A 17,909-nucleotide genomic window follows, 5' to 3' on the forward strand; every position below is an offset into this window, starting at 1 on the left:
CAAGCATTCAAGCGGCAAATTTCATCTACGGTGCGGCTGAAGAGGCTTCAATACGCAATGCGCAACCAATCAAATGAATTATTGTTTTGTTTTAGCATCATTATAGTTGCACTAACTCTTGGCTGGGCACTTTATCCGAACGAGCCCCACATAACAGGCGTAAGCAGCCTGCAACTAGAAAACGAGATCTATTCCCGGAGGCCACGATTGTCGGCCTGAAAACCTTCAAATTTTAGCAGAGGCCAGCAGCCACCAGATGCTTGCTGCTTGCCATGACGCTGCTGAGCAACACCGGATCACAATCAATGATCTCATACAACAACGCCGCTCAGCCGATGCCTCCGAAGCAAACCTTGCTTTATCATTTAGACAGACTGCCATCGCAGTATTTGGTCTCCTGTTCAGCTTCACAACAATGGCTGCGGCAGTTGCTGCAGCCTATTTTGCGAGGCAGGCAGCTCATGCAGCTCACGAGTCCTCTAGCGTTGCGAGGAACTCTTTAGCATATACCGAAAACGCTTTGGCAAAGGCAGCAGAAGCCAACGAGGCCGCCAAGGAAGCCAATCGAATCGCCCTCGATGGCCACATTGCGGAAGTCCGTGCGTGGATAGTTATGCGAGACATCACAGCACGGGCACTTGAATTTAATGATGATAAAATTACTATTTATTACGACGCAACCATCGAAAATGTCGGAAAATCTCCCGCCACCCATTACTTATTTCACGATGAACTCTCAAGCGCGTTTGACAACGATAGTGTCGGCAATTTTACGAAATTGACAGACTGCATGAGGAAATTTCGTAAAGTGAACGGAACCAACACTCTCGCGCCAGGAGAAAAGCACAAAATTCGACGAGGGCGCGTTTTCCCACTAGATGGAATTTCGAAGTCTGGCAATTTTTATTATTTTCAGCTGTATTTTGGCGTCATGTATGATGCGTCGCCACTATCCAAGGAAAATGTCACCGTAAAATATGCAACGCCTTATTCAGCAGGAAAAAATGGGGCGTACGGCTTCGATCCAGCAAAAGCCCAACAATTTAACGAGATAAATTTCGACATTAGCAAGCATATTGCATCGTAGCATCGCCTCGGGCTCCTAGGAATGGTCGACCGGCGGGCGCTCAAAACGGCTTGTCGATTCGGCGCCCCTGTGCTGTTAGGCGCCATGACACAAGCCGCCCCCGATGCCGCTTCCACCCCGCTCGCGCAGCATCACGACCGGATCCTGATCCTCGATTTCGGCAGCCAGGTGACGCAGCTCATCGCGCGCCGCCTGCGGGAATCCGGCGTGTATTGCGAGGTCTGGCCGTTCAACGCAGCGCCCGATGCCCGCATCCGCGCCTTCGCGCCGAAGGGCATCATCCTGTCCGGCGGCCCGGCCAGCGTGATGGAGGAAGGCAGCCCCCGCGCCCCGGATGCGGTGTTCGAGATGGGCCTGCCGATCCTCGGCATCTGCTACGGCCAGCAGGTCATGGCGCATCAGCTCGGCGGCACGGTGGAAGGCGGGCATCTGCGCGAATTCGGCCGCGCCCATATCGACGTGACCGGCGACTGCGCCATCACCCAGGGGGTCTGGGCCAAGGGCGCCCGGGAACAGGTGTGGATGAGCCATGGCGACCGCATCACCAAGCTGCCGGATGGCTTCCGCGTGGTGGCCGCGAGCGAGGGCGCGCCCTTCGCCGTCATCGCCAATGACGAACGCCGCTACTACGGCACCATGTTCCACCCTGAAGTGGTGCACACGCCGCATGGCGCCGCCCTGCTGAAGAATTTTTCGCACATCGTCTGCGGCTGCTCCGGCGACTGGACCATGGGCGCCTTCCGCGCCGAGATGATCGAGAAGATCCGGGCGCAGGTCGGTTCGGGCCGCGTGATCTGCGGGCTGTCGGGTGGCGTCGATTCCTCCGTCGCCGCGGTGCTGCTGCATGAGGCGATCGGCGACCAGCTCACCTGCATCTATGTCGATCACGGGTTGATGCGGGCCAATGAATCCGAACAGGTGGTTTCCACCTTCCGCGACCGCTTCAACATCAAGCTGGTGCACCGGGACGCCACGGACCTGTTCCTCGGCCAGCTTTCGGGCGTCACCGACCCCGAGAAGAAGCGCAAGACGATCGGCCGCCTGTTCATTGAGGTGTTCGAGGAGGAACAGCAGAAGATCGGCGGCGCCGACTTCCTGGCCCAGGGCACGCTCTACCCCGACGTGATCGAGAGCGTCTCCGCCACCGGCGGTCCCAGCGTGACGATCAAGTCGCACCACAATGTCGGCGGCCTGCCCGAGGGCATGCGGATGAAGCTGGTGGAGCCGCTGCGCGACCTGTTCAAGGACGAGGTCCGGGTGCTCGGCCGCGAGCTCGGCATTCCCGAGACGATCGTCGGCCGCCACCCCTTCCCCGGGCCGGGCCTCGCCATCCGCATCCCCGGCGAGGTGACCAAGGAGAAGGCGGACATCCTGCGCCACGCCGATACCATCTACCTGGAGGAAATCCGCAACGCCGGCCTGTACGACGCCATCTGGCAGGCCTTCGCGGTGCTGCTGCCGGTGCGGACGGTGGGCGTGATGGGCGATGGCCGCACCTATGACAGCGCCTGCGCGCTGCGTGCCGTGACCAGCACGGACGGCATGACGGCGGATGTCTATCCGTTCAGCATGGAATTCCTGACCCGCGTCGCCGGCCGCATCGTGAACGAGGTGCGCGGCATCAACCGCGTGACCTACGACATCACCAGCAAGCCGCCCGGCACCATCGAGTGGGAATGAGGCGGAGCGACGCTGGCAGCGGCCCGGTCGTGGCGCCCGTCATCCTTCCGGCTGTTGCCAGTGTGGATAGGTGACATAGGCCGTCACGGCGCCCTCCTCATGCGACCGGATCGTCACCCTGTCGCCCTTCTGCATGGCGATGATCTCGCCCGGTCCGGCGGTGACGGATCCGCCCGCGTCGGCGACGGTGATCCGGCCTTGAAGGATCACCATCGTGTCATGCACGGCCATGGTCTCCTCCAGGGCCTGGCTGGGCCCGTAGCGCCCGAAGCCGATCGTCACCGGGCCGCCGTGCCGCTGGTCGAGGACATTGCCGGCGAAGATGTCGGCATCCTGGCCCGGTGAGCGTTCGAGTTGCGCGTCGGCCAGGGCGAATTTGTGAACGGGCATGGACGATCTCCCCTTGTGAGTGAGGTCCCCGCAGCCGGCAGGCCCCCGGGCCTGCCGAACAGCGGCAAGGGCAGCCGGGTTCCAGGATGAGCGGCGCCCGTTGCCGGCACGATGCCGCGATGCCCGCCGGAGCTACCCCGCGGCGCGCGGCACCGGGGTGTTGAGGAGCTGCTGCTCCCACAGGAAGGCAATGCCGCTGCCAGCGGCATGCTGCACCAGCAATCCGGTAAGCTCGGCGGCATGTTCCGTGCGTGCCCAGTCGCGCTGCCATTCGGCCGCGACCGCCATCCAGGTCATCATGTTCGCGCCAGCCGTGATCATGCGCTGGATCGCAACCTGATGCGCTTCGACCGAAGTGCCGCCCGAGGCATCGGTGACGACCGTCACATCCCAGCCTTCACCGAGGGCCTGGATAGCGGGCATGGCGACGCAGACCTCGGTCCAGAGGCCGGCGATGATCAGTTGCTTGCGGCCGGTCGCCTTGACCGCATCGACCACCTTCAGGTCCTGCCAGGTATTGATGAAGGTGCGGTCGATCACCTCCTGGCCGGGGAATACATCGGTGATCTGCGGGAAGATCAGCCCGCCCCGGTCCGCGATCACGCTGGTCAGGATCGTCGGAACCCCGAAGGCCTTGGCGGCCTTGGCGAGCGCCGTGGCGTTGTTGACCACCATCTGCGGCTCATGGCTGTTCAGGTTGGCCAGCTGGTAGGGCTGGTGGTCGATCAGGACGAGGACCGAATCCTCGGGACGGAGAAGCGAATCCAGGCCGTTGCGAAGGGTCATCACGATGTCCTTTCTCTGCGGTCATGCAGGGCTTTGGGTTGAGGCCAGGCGGCCACCGGTGGGCGACGCTGCCTCGCCGCAACTTGCTGTCCCTTCCGGCGATGGGGTAGCGCCGTCGGCAGCGCAGCGGTGTCGCGGAACGGGGAACGCCAGGTGGATATCGAGGATCTGCAGACCTTCGTCGCCATCGCCGATGCGGGGGGTGTCTCGCCTGCCGCCCGCCGGCTGGGCCTCGCGAAGTCGATCGTCAGCCGGCGGCTTCTGCGGGTCGAGGCCGAACTCGGCGTTCAGCTTCTTGCCCGCACGACCCGCGGCGCCGCGCTCACGGAAGCGGGGATCACCTTCAGGGCGCATGCGGCGCGCGCCACGGCCGAGATCGACACGGCGCGGGACGCCATCGCCCCGGGCGGCGCGCTGCGCGGCCGGCTGAGGGTCGCCATGCCGCTGACCTTCGGCCCCACCCACCTCGCCCCGGTCCTCTCGGAGATGGCGCGCCAGCATCCGCAACTCCAGATCCACACCTCCTTCAGCGATCGCTTCGTCGATCTCGTCGCGGAGGGCTTCGATTGCGCAATCCGCGGCGCCTATCTCGCGGATTCCAACCTCATTGCGCAGCGCGTCGGGCCGCTCCATGGCAAGCTCGTCGCCAGCCCGACCTACATCGCCACGCATGGCGCACCCGAGACGCCGGACGAACTCACCGCCCACCAGGCGCTCATGCAGGGCGTGGAAGCCTGGCAGTTCCTGGACGGCAGCAGGATTGTCACGGTCCAGCCGCAGGGCAGGTTCAAGGCCGACAGCGCCACGGCGCTCGCCGCCGCGGCGGCCGCCGGCCTCGGCCTCGCCTGGTTGCCGGATTGCATCATCCACCCCTACATCGCCTCGGGCGCGCTGGTCCCGGTCATGACGCGGTATCCGGTCCCGCCGGGGGGCCTCTATGTCGTCCGTCCGCCGGGCCAGCATGCCTCGCGGAAGGTGCGGGTGCTCACCGAGCTGCTGGCCGCCCATATCAGGCGCAATCCGGATCTTTGGGGGGCTGATCGCCCGCCAGGCTGCTCTACGGCCAGCGTGACCTGATCGATCGCTGCGTCAGCAGCTCAGGCAACTCCGCCGCTTCGCCACGCGCGGCAAAGGCCCTGCGGGACCGCCGGCTCCGGTTGACGTCCACGCCGGCGGTCACGCCGCATGCCGCGCGCACCCCGATCCCCCTGCGGCTGGGTGCCCAGCACCGCAGCCCGAGCCTCATCCCGCCATCCGGTCGCGGAAGACCTGCTGCAACAGGGTCAGGAAGGCACGCACCGCCGGGTTGGCGCGGCGGCTTTCAGGCCAAAGCGCCGTGATGTTGTGCCGCTCGACGGCGAAGCCCTGCAGCACCGGCACCAGCTCCCCGCGCGCGACATGAGGTGCCGCGATAAAGCTGGCGCTGAGGCCGATGCCGCCGCCGGCCACGAGCGTTGCCACCAGCGCGTCGCTGGCATCCACCACGATGCCGGATGGCGGCACGATCTGGACCAGGCGCTCGCCAATGCGGAAGGGCCAGCGCAGCGTCTCGCCCGAGCTCTGGTAGCGCAGGGTGACGGTCTCATGCCCCTCCAGCTCATCCGGGTGGATCGGCGTGCCGCGCGCGGCGAGATAGGCGGGGGAGGCGAAGCAGCAGAGAAGGTGCGGCGCCAGGCTGCGCGACAGCAGCCGCGAATCCGTCAGGTCACCGATACGGATGGCGATGTCGATCCCCTCCTCGATGAGGTCGACGATCCGGTCGCTCAGGCGCAGATCAACCCGCACCCCTGGGTGAAGCCGGCGGAAGGCCGGCAGCGCGGGCGCCAGGACATGCAGGCCGATGGGCAGCGGCGCGGCGATCCGCAAGGTACCGGAGGGCTCCGCCCGCGCCGTCATCGCCGCCTGCTCGATCTCCTCCGCATCGCGCAGCAGACGCAGCGCGCGCTCATGCAGATCCCGCCCCTCCGGCGTCAGCGCCAGGGCGCGGGTCGTGCGGGTGAAGAGGGACACGCCCAGATGGCGCTCCAGCCGCTGCACGCTCTTGCTGACGGCGGAGGGCGAGATTGCCAGGGACCGGGCGGCGGCGGTGTAGCTGCCCAGGGACCCGGCGCGCGCGAAGGCGATCAGCCCGGTCAGCCGCTCCAGCCCCATTTGTTCCTTCATGGCATGAGTGAAGCGAATTCCGCACTGATTATCAACCTGCACTAGTTGCGCCAAATGCCCCGGACCCGTGATGCGGGTTCAGGAGGCTCTCGATGACGGACATGATGAAGGCGATCAGGCTGCAAGCATTCGGCGGGCCGGAGGTGCTGCGCTACGAGCACGCCCCCCGGCCCGAGCCGGCGCCGGGCGAGGTGCTGATCAGGGTCCATGCGGCCGGCATCAACCCGCCCGACTGGTACCTGCGCGACGGCTACCGGATGCTGCCGCCCGCCTGGCAGCCGCGTGTCACCTTCCCCGTCATCCCCGGCACGGATGTCTCGGGCGTCATCGTGGCGGTGGCCGGCGATGTCGGGGATCTTGCCGTCGGCGACGCGGTGTTCGGCATGCTGCGCTTCCCCGCGGGGCTTGCCGGCGAAAGCCGCGCCTATGCCGAATATGTCAGCGCCCCGGCCACGGAGGTGGCCCGCAAGCCGGCCGCCCTCGACCACCTGCACGCGGCCGCCGCACCGATGTCGCTGCTGACCGCCTGGCAGTTCCTGGTGGCGCTGGGGCATGATGCGCCGAACCCGCTGCAGCCGGGGCAGCACCGGCCGGTGCCGCTCGCGGGTAGGACCGTGCTGGTGAATGGCGCCGCGGGCGGCGTCGGGCATTTCGCCGTGCAGGTCGCGAAGCTGAAGGGCGCGCGGGTCATCGCCGTGGCCTCGGGCCGGCATGAAGCGCGGCTGCGCGAGCTCGGCGCCGATGCCTTCATCGACTACACCCGGCCCGCGCCGGAGGTGCAGGACCTGGACCTGGTCCTCGATACTCTCGGCGGGGCGAGCAGCAGCCGGTTCCTGCGCATGCTGAAGCCCGGCGGCGCCCTGTTCCCGGTGTTCCCCCTGGGCTTCGACGGGGCCGAGGAAGCCGCCAGGCGCGGCGTCACCGTCTCCGCCACCCAGGTCCGTTCGAACGGGGCGCAGCTTGGCGAGGTCGGGCAGCTGCTGGATGACGGCGGCATCCGCGTGGTCCTCGACAGCGTCTTCCCCCTGGCCGAGGCGCGCCAGGCGCATGAGCGGGCGGCCCGGGGGCACATCCAGGGCAAGATCGTGCTGCAGGTCGTGGGCTAGAGCCAATTCACCGAGCGCGAAGACGGTGAAACAGCTCTAGCTTATTGTTCTGACGCATTTTCCGGGTCGCCTTGCGAAGCCGCAAGGCTTGAAAATGCTTCAGACCGCCTCCCCCACCCGCTGCCCATCCTGCACCGCCGACATCATCAGCCGCGGCGCCACCGCATCCCCGGCGCGCAGCACCGCGATGCCCTGGGCCACCAGCGCCGCCTCCAGCCCCTCCTCCGGCCGGCGCGGCGTGGCGTAGGTCAGCAGGGCGACGCCCGGCACGGTTCGCTCCGCGCCGCTCAGCAGGTGGCGGATGCGCAGCACATCGCGGTCCAGCGCCGCGGGCTCCCGGTGGATCAGGATCTCCACGCGGTCCCCCTGAGCTGCCAGCCGGCGGTGCACGCCTTGGGCGTAGAGCGCCGGCACGTCGCGGGCGATGGCGTCCCGCGGCGTCAGCAGCAGCAGCCGGTCGAAGCGGGCCAGCAGCAATTCGGCAGCGGCGTAGGTGGCGGCGGTGTGGTCGTGGTCGTACAGCACGGCCAGGCCACCGCGCGGGCGATCCCTGGCCAGAAGCATGGCAACCGCCTGGCGCAGCGGCAACGCGCCGGGGCAATCGCCGCGCAGACGCACCATGGCCGCACCGGTCGCCAGCACCACCTGGTCCGGCGCCAGGCGCAGCACATCCGCCGCCGTCTCGCCCTTCTGGCGCGCGACGCCCGCCGCCGTCACGCGCCGGTCGAGATGATCCAGGAAACGGCCGATATCGCCGCAGCCGGGCAGGCGCGCATGCAGCCTTGCCGCGCCGCCGGCCTGACCGCCGCGGCCGAGCAGCGTCACCCGGTGCCCCCGCTCCGCCGCCACCGCCGCCGCCTGCATCCCGGCCACGCCATTCCCCACCACCACGATGTGCCGCGGCGATGCGGCGGGCGGCGGTGGCGGGGTGGCATCGGCGGCGCCGGCGCGCGGATTGACGCTGCAGGCGATGGTGCTGGCGCGGTCGATCTCGCCCCAGCAGGCATTGCAATAGATGCAGGGGCGGATCGCCGCGGCACTTCCCGCGCGCGCCTTGGCCGGCCAGTCCGGGTCGGCGAACAGGGGCCGGGACAGCATCACTAGGTCGGCGTCGCCTGATTCCAGCAGCGCCTCCGCCATCGCCGGCCCGGCGATACGGCCGATCGCCGCGATCGGCACGCCGCTGGCCGCATGGCGCAGTGGCGCCCAGGCGGCGCGGAAGGGCATCGGCGGCTCGTGCATGTCCGGCGCATGCATCCACAGGCTCGGCCCATGGCTGCCCTGGCTGAAGCAGAGATAATCCGGCCGCGTCTCCGCCACGGTGGCGGCCACCAGCCGCGCCGCCTCCGCCGGGTCGATGGAGCCAGGCACGCCATCCTCCGCCGGCAGCTTCACGCCCAGGATGAAGCCGGCGCCACAGCGGCCGCGCACCGTGGCCAGGATGGCGCGCAGGAAGGCGCTGCGGCCCATGGAATCGCCACCCCAGCGATCCGTCCGCAGATTGGTGACCGGGGAGAGGAATTGCAGCGGCAGGAAGCCATGCGCGGCGGAGATCTCCACCCCCGCAAAGCCGGCCCGTTGCAGCCGGTGGGCGCTATCCGCGTATTCCTCGACCAGCCCCTCGACCTCCGCGCCGGTCAGCGCGCGCGGCACGGTCCAGGATGCGGCATCGACCACGGCGGAGGGCCCCACCGCCTGCAGCGCCCGCGCATCCCGGTGCGCATTGCCGGCGTGCCAGAGCTGGCCGACCAGCGCCGCGCCCTGCCCGGCCACCGCCTCCGCCAGCCGCGCCAGGCCGGGAAGCTGCGCCTCGTCGAAGGCCGCGACGCGGGCCGGCACGGCGGCGGACCGGCAGGCGGCCAGCGCCTCCGTCACCACCATCCCGGCACCACCCGCGGCGCGGGCCGTGAGATGCGCCACCAGCGCCGGCGTCACCGCGCCATCCCGCGGCATGCGGGTGGTCATGGCGCCGAAGGCGATGCGGTTGCGCAGCGGGCGCCCGGCCAAAGTGACCGGGCTGAACAGGCGCTGGTAGTCCACTCAGCCGGCCACCGCGCCGGAGGCCTCGACCGCGCGGCGCCATTTCTCCAGCTCCCGCCGGTGGATGGTGGCCGCCTGTTCGGGGGTTGCGCCGGTGACGGTGGCGCCGAGTTCCGCCAGCCGGGCCCGGATCGCCGGCTTGGCGAGCGAGACCTGCACCTCCGCCGACAGTTTCTCGATGATCGGGGCGGGCGTGCCGGCGGGGGCGAACAGCATCACCCAGGCCCCCGCGTCGAAGCCCGGGATGGTCTCCGCCACCGCCGGTACATCCGGCATCAGGGCGGAGCGTTCGGCGCCGGTCACGGCGATGGCGCGCAGGCGGTTGTCGGCCAGGAAGGGCGGCAGGGTCAGGATTCCCTCGATGCACATCTGCACGTCATTCGACAGGATCGCCTGCAGCGTGACCAGCCCGCCGCGATAGGGCACATGCGTCGCCGTCAGCCCGGTGGCCGCGCGCAGCATCTCCATCGCCAGGTGGTTGGTGGCGCCGACGCCGGAGGAGGCATAGTTAAGCCGCCCGGGATTGGCCTTCGAATAGGCCACCAGCTCCGCCAGGGTGCGGACCGGCAGGCTGGGGGAGACGACCAGCACCTGCGGGAAGGTCACCATGTGGGTCACGGCGACGAAGTCCCGGCTGACGTCATAGGTCAGGTTGCGCATCAGCGCCGGCCCGATCGCCATATTGCCGGGGGAACCGACCAGGAAGGTCTCGCCATCCGGCCGGGCGCGGGCGGCGACCTCCGTGCCGATGCTGCCGCCGGCGCCGGTGCGGCTTTCCACCAAGAAGGGCTGGCCGAGGCGGGCCTGCAGATCCTGCGCCACCAGCCGCGCCACCACATCCACGGCGGATCCGGGGGTGAAGGGAAAGATGAAGCGCACGCCGGCGCGCGGCCAACCGCTCCGCCCTGCCGCCTGCTGCGCCTGGCCAGATCCGGGGGCCAGGCCCAGCGGCAGCGCCGCCGCCAGCGCCACCAACCCGCGTCGTCCGAGTGCGATCGCCGTCATCGGTTCCTCCTCCTGCCGCTGTGTCGCGGCTTGCCTGGACGGGAACGCTGCACCCTGCACCGCCGATTCCCAAGCACCCATTCAGCAAGGGCGCCTGCGCGGATCGCGATCGCCCGCAGTCACCTCCGCGAGAGCGCGCGCCATCCCGGCGCCGCTGCGGCGTTGCAGCCGCGGCAAGATTCCAGGACCCGACCGCCCCGCATGAAGCTCCTCCTGCTCCACAACGAAACCGCCGGCGCGGGCGATGTCTCCGCCGAACGCCTCCAATCCGCCTTCCGCGCCGCCGGCTTCGAGGTGGCGTACCGCGCCCGCACCGCGGGCGGGCTGGCAAGGACCGATCTGCGCGACGCCGATGTGCTGGTCATTGCCGGCGGCGACGGCACCGTGGCGGGGGCGCTGCGCGACCATCGCGCCGATGTCGCGCGCTTCGCCATCGTGCCGCTCGGCACCGCCAACAACATCGCCACGTCGCTCGGCATCGGCGGCTCCGTCGAGGCCATCGCCGCCGGGCTGCGGGATGCGCGGGCGCAGCCGGTCGATATCGGCGTGCTGCGCCGGGCACAGGGCGCGGCCGAATTCGTCGAGGGCGTCGGCGCCGGCCCGATCGCGGCGGCGATGCACGCGGCGGATCGGGACGACGCGCCGGGCGAGACCAGCCGGCAGCGCTGCCTGCGGCTGATCCCGGACTACATCGCCCGCGCCCGGCCGCAGGACTGGGAGGTACGGGTGGATGGCGCGCCGCTGCCGGACGGGCTGCTGCTGGTGGAGGTGATGAACGGCCCGCTCGTCGGCCCCGGCCTGCAGCCGGCGGCACTCGCCGAACCGGGCGATGGCCTGCTCGATGTCGCCTTCCTGCGGCCGGAGGGACGTGACGCCCTGCTGCAGGCCGTGGCCCGCGGGGATGCGGAGGGTGGCATGCCGCGCCCGCTGCCGCTGGAGCATCTGCGCGGGCGCGAGGTGACGCTGCGGCTGCGCGACACCACGCTGCGGATCGACGACGCATTCGAGCCGCTGCACGGCCCGCAGGACATCACGCTCTCGCTGGCGCCGCCGCCCATCCACATCCTTGTGCCGCCCCATGCGAAAGGAGGCTGAAATGCCGGAACCCCAGCCCGACGCCGCCCTGCTCGAGGAGATGGAGCGTACCGCCGTCACGCTGGCCGACCTTGCCGGCGCCCGCATCGCGGCAGCGCTCGGCCAGGTGCTCAGCGTGCGCTACAAGCCCGGCGAGTCAGCGCACGCCTTCCGCGACCCGGTTTCCGAGGTGGATCAGGATGTCGAGAAGCTGATCCGCACGCTGGTCGGCGAGCGCTTCGTCGGGCACGACATCCTTGGCGAGGAAAGCGAGGAACGGCCCGGCCGCGGCCACGACATCGTCTGGGCGATCGACCCGATCGACGGCACCACCAATTTCGTCAACGGCTTTCCCCTGTTCGCCGCCTCCATCGGCGTGCTCTGGCGCGGCCGGCCGGTGGTCGGCGCGGTGTGGTGTTCCACGAGCCATGCGCTGCGGCCGGGCGTCTATCACGCGCGGGAAGGTGGCCGGCTGCGGTTCGACTCGCAGCCGCTGGAGCTGACGCCGAACCCGCAGGTGCGCCGTCGCCTGGCGGGCACCGGGGCACCGGACGACCCTTCCCGCCTGCCCTACGATCTGCGCCGCACTGGTTCCGCCGCCGTGGAATGCGCCTTCCTCGCCGCCGGCTTGCTCGGTGTGTCCCGCTTTCAGACGCCGAATGTGTGGGATGTGGCCGGCGGCATCCCGCTGGTGCGGGCCGCCGGCGGCCAGGTGCTGGTGCGGGGCGAGGAAGACTGGGAAGCGTTCGACGGCTTCCTCGACCCCGCCGCCCCGCAGCGCGACCTGCGAAGCTGGAACCGCGCCGTGCTGCTCGGCGAGGCCGGCGCCATCGCGGCAATGCGTAGCGCCGGCTGGTAGCTTCCCACACCGGCCCCATCGCCGCGATGCGCAGCGCCGGCTGGTAGCTTGGTTCAGAACATCGCCGTCGGCGCCACCGTGCTGCCGCTGCCGCCTTCCACCTTCAGCGGCTGCATGGCGAAGGCGAATTCCTTCCGCGGGCGCCGCACCAGCTCATCCAGCTTCAGATTCTCCAACAGGTGCACCCCATGCACCACCAGCGCCAGCTGGTGCACCGGCAGGGAGGCATCGGGCATGGTCTTGGACGGCGCGCATTCCACCGGCCAGTTGTCGGCGCCCATCAGGATGGGGTTGCGCGAGATCAGCCATTCCGCCGCCGCCACGCCGATGCCGGGGCAGCTGCGCACGTAGCGCGGATTGTCGCGGCCCCACAGCGTGCCCCAGCCGGTGTGGATCAGCACGGCATCGCCCTCCGCCAGCTGCAATTCCTGCCGGCGCAGCGCATCCTCCAGATCCGCCACGGTGATCTCGTAGTCATCGCCCAGCACCGGCACGCCCTTGGCGCCCGCCACGTCGATCAGCACGCCGCGGGTGAAGACGGTGCCGATGGTGTGCACGCCCATCTCGGTGAAGCCCGAGCGGCCTGAGATGCCCGGCAGGTCGACGCAGTTATAGACCTGGTCGCCGATCGTCTGGTGCGGGAAGGCGTCGAGCTGGGTGCCGACCTGGCCGATCTCGGTGATGACGATCTCCTCGTTGGAGCCGCGCCGATTGGCCTGCGGGTTCATGAAGGTGCGCTTGGTGTGCAGGTCGAAGCGCCTGGTGCCGAAGAAGGGCATGGTCGGCGACAGCACATGCCCCAGCTCCACCATCTCACCGCTGCGGATCAGCCCGGCGGCGGATTGCGCGCGTGCCGGCGTCATCAGGTTCATCGATCCGCGCCGGTCCGCCGCACCCCACCGGCTCGGGCAGCGCTGCCCCTCGGCGGGCGGCGACCAGCCCTGCTGGGCCTGCACCGGGGTTGCCGTCAGCCCCATATGACCGCCGCCACAGGCCAGGCACGCGGCCCCGAACAGGGCGCGCCGCGAGAGCTTCGTCATGTCGTTCCATCCCATCTGCCAAGGCCCGCCGTTCCGGCCGGTGCCGCGCGAAGGCTAACGGGTGGCGGGACGATCCGCGATCAAACCGGCGGCACCGGCGCGTCGCCATGGGCGCGGATGCGCTCCAGCGGCACGGTGATCCGGCAGACCAGGCCGCCCTCCGCCCAGCACCGCTGCACGGTGCCGCCGAGCTGGTGTTCCACCGTCGTCGCCACGAGGCGGGAGCCGAAGCCGCGGCGCGTCGGCGGGCCGGCCACCGCCGGGCCGCCCCGCTCCCGCCATTCCAGCCGCAACACCTCGGTTCCGCGTTCCACCTCCCAGGTGACGCTGAGGCGGCCTTCCGGCGTGGACAGGGCGCCGTGCTTGGCCGCATTCGTCGCCAGCTCATGCAGCGTCATGGACAGCGCCTGCACCGCCTCCGGCGCCAAGGCGAGATCCGGCCCATCCAGCGTGATTCGGGCGGTTCCGCTGCGGGCAACCGGGTGGAACACCGAAAGCTCCGCCTCCGCCACCACACGCAGCGCCGCGCTCTGCCAGCGCCCCTCGGCCAGCGCGGTGTGCGCGCGGGCCAGGGCGGCGACGCGGCCTTCCACCGCCCGCGCGAAGGCGGCGGCATCGTGGCGCGGCGTCAGCCGCAGCGCGGCCTGCACCACGGCCAGCGCGTTCTTGGCGCGGTGGTCCACCTCCCGCGCCATCAGCCGCTGGCGCGCCTCGGCGGCGCGTTCCTGCGTCACGTCGCGCGACACGCCGACCAGCAGCAGCGGGCGGCCGGTCCGCAGGTCGCGGTCGGCCACGACGGCATGCGATTCGATCACCTGCCAGGGCAGGTCGTCCGCGGTGCGGATGCGGTACTCGATCTGGTAGCCAAGCCGGCGCCCTGCCGTGACCTCCGCCACCACCTGCTGCACGGCGTCACGGTCCTCCGGATGGACACGTTCCGTCCAGACATGCAGCGGCAGGTCCGTCACCGGCAGCCTCGGCCCCTCCGGCACGGCGCGGCCGGAACGGGTGACGGTGCCGCGCGTCAGGTCCATCGCGAAGGTGCCGAGGCGGCCGGCCGCGGTGGCCAGCCGCAGCCGCCGCTCCGCCGTCGCGGTCTGGCGCTGCGCCGCGCGCAGGTCCTCAATGTCACGGAACGCCACGATCACGCCGCCGCCCGCGCGCGGGTAGATGTCCACCTCGATCCAATGGCCGATGACGGGCGAGACGACGCAGAGATGCGTCTCCCGCCGCTCCGCCATCGCCTCGAGCTGTGCCTGGAAGGAGAGGCTGCCGGCGGCCTTCGGGAACAGATCGAGGAAGGGCTGGCCGAGCAGATCCTCATCCGCGCGGCCCCAGACCTCCAGCGCCCGCCGGCTGACGAAGGCGAAGCGCAGGTCGGCGTCCAGCGCGTAGATCACCTCCCGCATGCTGGCCAGCACCTCAGCCTGCTGGCGCCCGGCCTGCAGATGCGAGGCCTCGCCCTCCTCGATCTTGCGGGCGAGCGCCTGGTTGGCAACGGCCAGCGCCCGGTCGCGGCGGCGCATCGTCACGGCAAGGAACAGCAGGGCCAGCGCGGCCGGGCTGCCGAAGGCCAGGTTGACCAGCGTCGCATCCCGCCACTGCGCCAGGATCGCGGCGCGCGGCCGGGTCGCCGTGACGAAGGCGGGCCAGCCCTGCACCGCCCGGCGCTCCTCCAGCGCGCCCGAATCCGAGGCCTCGGCCGGACGGGACCGGGCGAGCATTTCCCCGTCCTGGCGCCACAGCGCGATCACGTCACCCGATCCGGCCCGCCCCAGCCTGTCCAGGCCATCATCCAGGGCGTCGCGCCGCATCGTGGCGAGGATCAGGCCGCCGCCCTCGCCCGGCGACCGGTCGCTGCCGGAAGCCTCGCGTCGGCGGGTCACCATGATGCGCGGCTCCGGCCCCTGCGGCGTCTCAACCTGGCCGAGCCGCAGCGGCGGTGCCTCCAGCCCCGGGCTGGCCGGGGCGTCGGCGCCCTCGTCGTTCAGCAGGGGGCGGTTTTCGGCGCCATGCACGGAAAGATGGATGGTTGCCGGCGCCTGCCGTCGAGTCGCCAGCTCCCGCAGCGCCGCGCGCAGCGCCACCCCCTCCGCCGTGATCTCGGCATCGGACAGGCCTGCGACCAGAAGGTTCGCCAGATCCGTCCGCAGCAGCATGCCGTCGAGGACGCGCTGCACATGCTCGGCGGAGGTCGCGGCGCTACGCGAAAGCTCCCGCTCCGCATCCTTCCAGGCCTCCCGCCAGCTCGCGGCGCCACAGGCGCCGAAGGCCAGCACCGGCCATCCGATCGCGGCCAGCAGCAATAGCCGCGTCATCAGTCGGGACGCCCCGGCCGGGTCGCCCACCCCATCCCGGCGCCTCACCATCTAGTCAACAAACTATTCTCCCGACCCGCGGAACATGGCGCGCGGCGTATCGGCGCGCGCGGCCTCCCTCGTTCAAAGCATCGTGAGCGCTCCGCCAGACGGCCGGCGGGGCGTTCCCTCGCGCGGTCTGGGTGCCGGGGGATGGATCAGCGGCGCCCTGCCCGGCAGGATGTGCCATCATCCTATCACGGAGCCGCCCCATGTCCGCAGAAAGCCGCCTCATCGAACTGGGGCTGGACCTGCCGCCCTCGCCCAAGCCGATGGGCAACTACGTGCCGTGGCGCATCGGCGGCGGGCTGCTGTTCCTGTCCGGCGTCGGGCCGCGCCGTGCCGATGGCAGTTCCATTACCGGCCTGGTCGGCGCCGATCTCGACGTGCAGCAGGGCTACGAGGCAGCGCGGCTGTGCGGGATCAACCTGCTGGCCAATATGCGCGATGCGCTGGGGTCGCTGGACCGGGTGGACACCATCCTGAAGGTGCTCGGCATGGTCCGCGCCGTGCCGGATTTCGGCCACCAGCCGGAAGTCATCAATGGCTGCACCGACCTGTTCGTCGAGGTGTTCGGCGAGGCCGGGCGCCCGGCGCGGTCCGCCGTCGGCCTGGCCAGCCTGCCGCGCGGCATCGCGGTGGAGATCGAGGCCGTGGTGCTGCTGAAGTCCGCACCGTGACCAGCGCCGGCGCCGAGACCTTCGACTACGTCATCGTCGGCTCCGGCGCCGCCGGGTCCGTGCTGGCCAACCGGCTGACCGCCGATCCAGCCGTCACCGTCTGCGTGCTGGAGGCCGGGCCGCCGGACCGCAACCCCTTCATCCACATCCCGGCAGGCTTCATCAAGACGCTGTCCAACCCGGCGGTGACCTGGCAGTTCAAGACCGAGGCCATCCCGATGACCGGCGGGCGGCGGATCAGCACGACGCAGGGGCGCACGCTGGGCGGGTCCTCCTCCGTCAACGGGCTGATCTACAATCGCGGCCAGCCGACGGATCTGGACAGCTGGGCGCAGCGCGGCAATCGCGGCTGGGGCTATGACGACTGCCTGCCCTATTACCGGCGCAGCGAGAACCGCATCGGTCCGGCGGGGAAGGAACCGGGCGAGACGCGCGGCCGCAATGCGGATGGCATCCCGATCACCGACATGGACTGGATCAACCAGGTCTCGGAGGCCTTCATCCGCGGCTGCGAGGGCATCGGGATTCCCCGCGCGCCCGACTACAACAGCGGCATCCAGGCCGGCGTCGGCTATTACCAGCGCACCATCCGCAACGGCCGCCGCATCTCCGCCGCCGTCGCCTTCCTGAAGCCGGCGATGAAGCGGCCGAACCTGGAAGTGCGGACCAATGCCCGCGCCAGCCGCATCCTGTTCGAGGGCACCCGCGCCACCGGCATCGCCTACCAGGCCGCGCGCGGCGCGCCGGCGCGGCAGGTGATGGCGCGGCGGGAGGTGATTCTCTGCTCCGGCACGGTGAACACGGCGCGGCTGCTGCAGGTCTCGGGCGTCGGGCCGGCGGATCTGCTCGGGCGGCTCGGCGTGCCGGTGGTGCGCGACGTGCGGGGCGTCGGGTCCAACTTCCGCGACCACTATGCCAGCCGCTTCGTGATGCGCGCGAAGAAGGGCGTGGAGACGCTGAACGAGCTGTCGCGCGGGTTGAAGCTCGGCGCGCAGATCGCCCGCTGGGCGACCGGAAGGCCCAGCATCCTCGCCACCACGCCCTCCCACGTCCACGTCTTCTGGAAAAGCTTCGAGGGGCTGGACCAGCCCGACCTGCAATGCGTCTTCACCCCCGGCAGCTATGCCGAGGGCAAGGTCTATGTGCTGGACGACTACCCCGGCGTCACCGCCGGCGCCTGGCAGCACCGCCCCGAAAGCACCGGCTGGGTGCGCGCGCGCAGCACGGATGTGTTCGAGGACCCGGAGATCAATCCGAACTACCTTTCGGACCCGATGGATATCCGCGTGCATCTCGGCGGCATGAAGCTGCTGCGGCGGATGCTCGGCACGCCGGAACTCGGCCACTACCTGGAGGGCGAGACGCTGCCCGGCCCCAAGGTGCAGGGCGATGACGAGCTGCTGGATTTCGCCAAGAAGAACGGCAGCACCACCTACCACCTGATCGGCACGGCGCGGATGGGGCCGGAGACGGACCCCACCGCTGTGGTCAGCGACCGGTTGCTGGTGCATGGGCTGGCCGGGCTGCGGGTGGTGGATGCCTCCATCATGCCGTCCATGCCCTCCGCCAATACCTACGCGACCACGCTGATGATCGCGGAGCGTGCGGCGGATTTCATCACGGGGGCGGTGGCCTGAGGCCA

15 protein-coding genes are annotated in these 17,909 nt (G+C 69.9%); 8 read left to right on the top strand and 7 right to left on the bottom strand.

Translation table 11 applies throughout. The features are described from left to right. The first annotated feature begins 256 nt into the window (after positions 1–256). On the top strand, positions 257–1,087 hold the full coding sequence (locus tag HB662_RS24645; protein WP_168053856.1) for a hypothetical protein: 831 nt from the start codon (positions 257–259) through the stop codon (positions 1,085–1,087). An 84-nt stretch (positions 1,088–1,171) separates the two neighbouring features. Further along, the gene (gene guaA / locus HB662_RS24650) at positions 1,172–2,767 is read left to right on the top strand and encodes a glutamine-hydrolyzing GMP synthase (protein ID WP_168053858.1); all 1,596 of its coding nucleotides are present in this window, start codon (positions 1,172–1,174) and stop codon (positions 2,765–2,767) included. A gap of 39 nt (positions 2,768–2,806) precedes the next feature. Here guaA and HB662_RS24655 read toward each other — a convergent pair whose 3' ends face one another. Both HB662_RS24655 and HB662_RS24660 read right to left on the bottom strand, forming a co-directional pair. Then, positions 2,807–3,157 (bottom strand): ethanolamine utilization protein, encoded by a 351-nt coding sequence (locus HB662_RS24655; protein ID WP_168053860.1) that lies wholly within the window; start codon positions 3,155–3,157, stop codon positions 2,807–2,809. 132 nt (positions 3,158–3,289) lie between these two features. Next, the gene (locus tag HB662_RS24660) at positions 3,290–3,943 is read right to left on the bottom strand and encodes a hydrolase (RefSeq protein WP_168053862.1); all 654 of its coding nucleotides are present in this window, start codon (positions 3,941–3,943) and stop codon (positions 3,290–3,292) included. Positions 3,944–4,096: 153 nt separating this feature from the next. Between HB662_RS24660 and HB662_RS24665 the strand changes: the two genes are divergently transcribed. Further along, on the top strand, positions 4,097–5,020 hold the full coding sequence (locus tag HB662_RS24665; RefSeq protein WP_168053864.1) for a LysR substrate-binding domain-containing protein: 924 nt from the start codon (positions 4,097–4,099) through the stop codon (positions 5,018–5,020). 165 nt (positions 5,021–5,185) lie between these two features. Here HB662_RS24665 and HB662_RS24670 read toward each other — a convergent pair whose 3' ends face one another. Continuing rightward, positions 5,186–6,106, bottom strand: coding sequence for a LysR family transcriptional regulator (locus HB662_RS24670; protein WP_168053866.1), 921 nt, complete (start codon positions 6,104–6,106; stop codon positions 5,186–5,188). Between the two features lie 92 nt (positions 6,107–6,198). On the opposite strand from HB662_RS24670, the gene HB662_RS24675 reads away from it, so the two are divergent. Further along, complete coding sequence (locus HB662_RS24675) at positions 6,199–7,212, top strand: NADP-dependent oxidoreductase (RefSeq protein WP_168053868.1); 1,014 nt, start codon at positions 6,199–6,201, stop codon at positions 7,210–7,212. Positions 7,213–7,311: 99 nt separating this feature from the next. Here HB662_RS24675 and HB662_RS24680 read toward each other — a convergent pair whose 3' ends face one another. Continuing rightward, positions 7,312–9,252, bottom strand: a complete 1,941-nt coding sequence (locus HB662_RS24680) for an oxidoreductase (RefSeq protein ID WP_168053870.1) — start codon at positions 9,250–9,252, stop codon at positions 7,312–7,314. Continuing rightward, positions 9,253–10,257 carry a Bug family tripartite tricarboxylate transporter substrate binding protein gene (locus HB662_RS24685; RefSeq protein ID WP_168053872.1) on the bottom strand — a complete coding sequence of 335 codons (1,005 nt, stop codon included), beginning with the start codon at positions 10,255–10,257 and terminating at the stop codon, positions 9,253–9,255. Between the two features lie 201 nt (positions 10,258–10,458). Here HB662_RS24685 and HB662_RS24690 point away from each other — a divergent pair, with 201 nt between their 5' ends. Then, a complete protein-coding gene (locus HB662_RS24690) occupies positions 10,459–11,352 on the top strand; it encodes a diacylglycerol/lipid kinase family protein (RefSeq protein ID WP_168053874.1) in 894 nt (297 codons plus the stop codon). Position 11,353: 1 nt separating this feature from the next. Continuing rightward, on the top strand, positions 11,354–12,190 hold the full coding sequence (locus HB662_RS24695) for an inositol monophosphatase family protein (RefSeq protein WP_209443461.1): 837 nt from the start codon (positions 11,354–11,356) through the stop codon (positions 12,188–12,190). A gap of 53 nt (positions 12,191–12,243) precedes the next feature. On the opposite strand, the gene HB662_RS24700 is transcribed toward HB662_RS24695, so the two are convergent. Both HB662_RS24700 and HB662_RS24705 read right to left on the bottom strand, forming a co-directional pair. Continuing rightward, positions 12,244–13,230 (bottom strand): cyclase family protein, encoded by a 987-nt coding sequence (locus HB662_RS24700; protein WP_168053878.1) that lies wholly within the window; start codon positions 13,228–13,230, stop codon positions 12,244–12,246. An 80-nt stretch (positions 13,231–13,310) separates the two neighbouring features. Beyond that, positions 13,311–15,548 carry an HWE histidine kinase domain-containing protein gene (locus tag HB662_RS24705; RefSeq protein ID WP_168053880.1) on the bottom strand — a complete coding sequence of 746 codons (2,238 nt, stop codon included), beginning with the start codon at positions 15,546–15,548 and terminating at the stop codon, positions 13,311–13,313. A gap of 251 nt (positions 15,549–15,799) precedes the next feature. Between HB662_RS24705 and HB662_RS24710 the strand changes: the two genes are divergently transcribed. Both HB662_RS24710 and HB662_RS30010 read left to right on the top strand, forming a co-directional pair. After that, the gene (locus tag HB662_RS24710; RefSeq protein WP_168053882.1) at positions 15,800–16,267 is read left to right on the top strand and encodes a RidA family protein; all 468 of its coding nucleotides are present in this window, start codon (positions 15,800–15,802) and stop codon (positions 16,265–16,267) included. Continuing rightward, entirely contained in the window at positions 16,264–17,904 is a 1,641-nt protein-coding gene (locus tag HB662_RS30010) for a GMC family oxidoreductase N-terminal domain-containing protein (RefSeq protein ID WP_168053884.1), read from the top strand. The genes HB662_RS24710 and HB662_RS30010 overlap by 4 nt, the downstream gene beginning before the upstream one ends. Positions 17,905–17,909: the final 5 nt, after the last annotated feature.

This window comes from Falsiroseomonas frigidaquae, assembly GCF_012163145.1.
Taxonomy (GTDB): domain Bacteria; phylum Pseudomonadota; class Alphaproteobacteria; order Acetobacterales; family Acetobacteraceae; genus Falsiroseomonas; species Falsiroseomonas frigidaquae.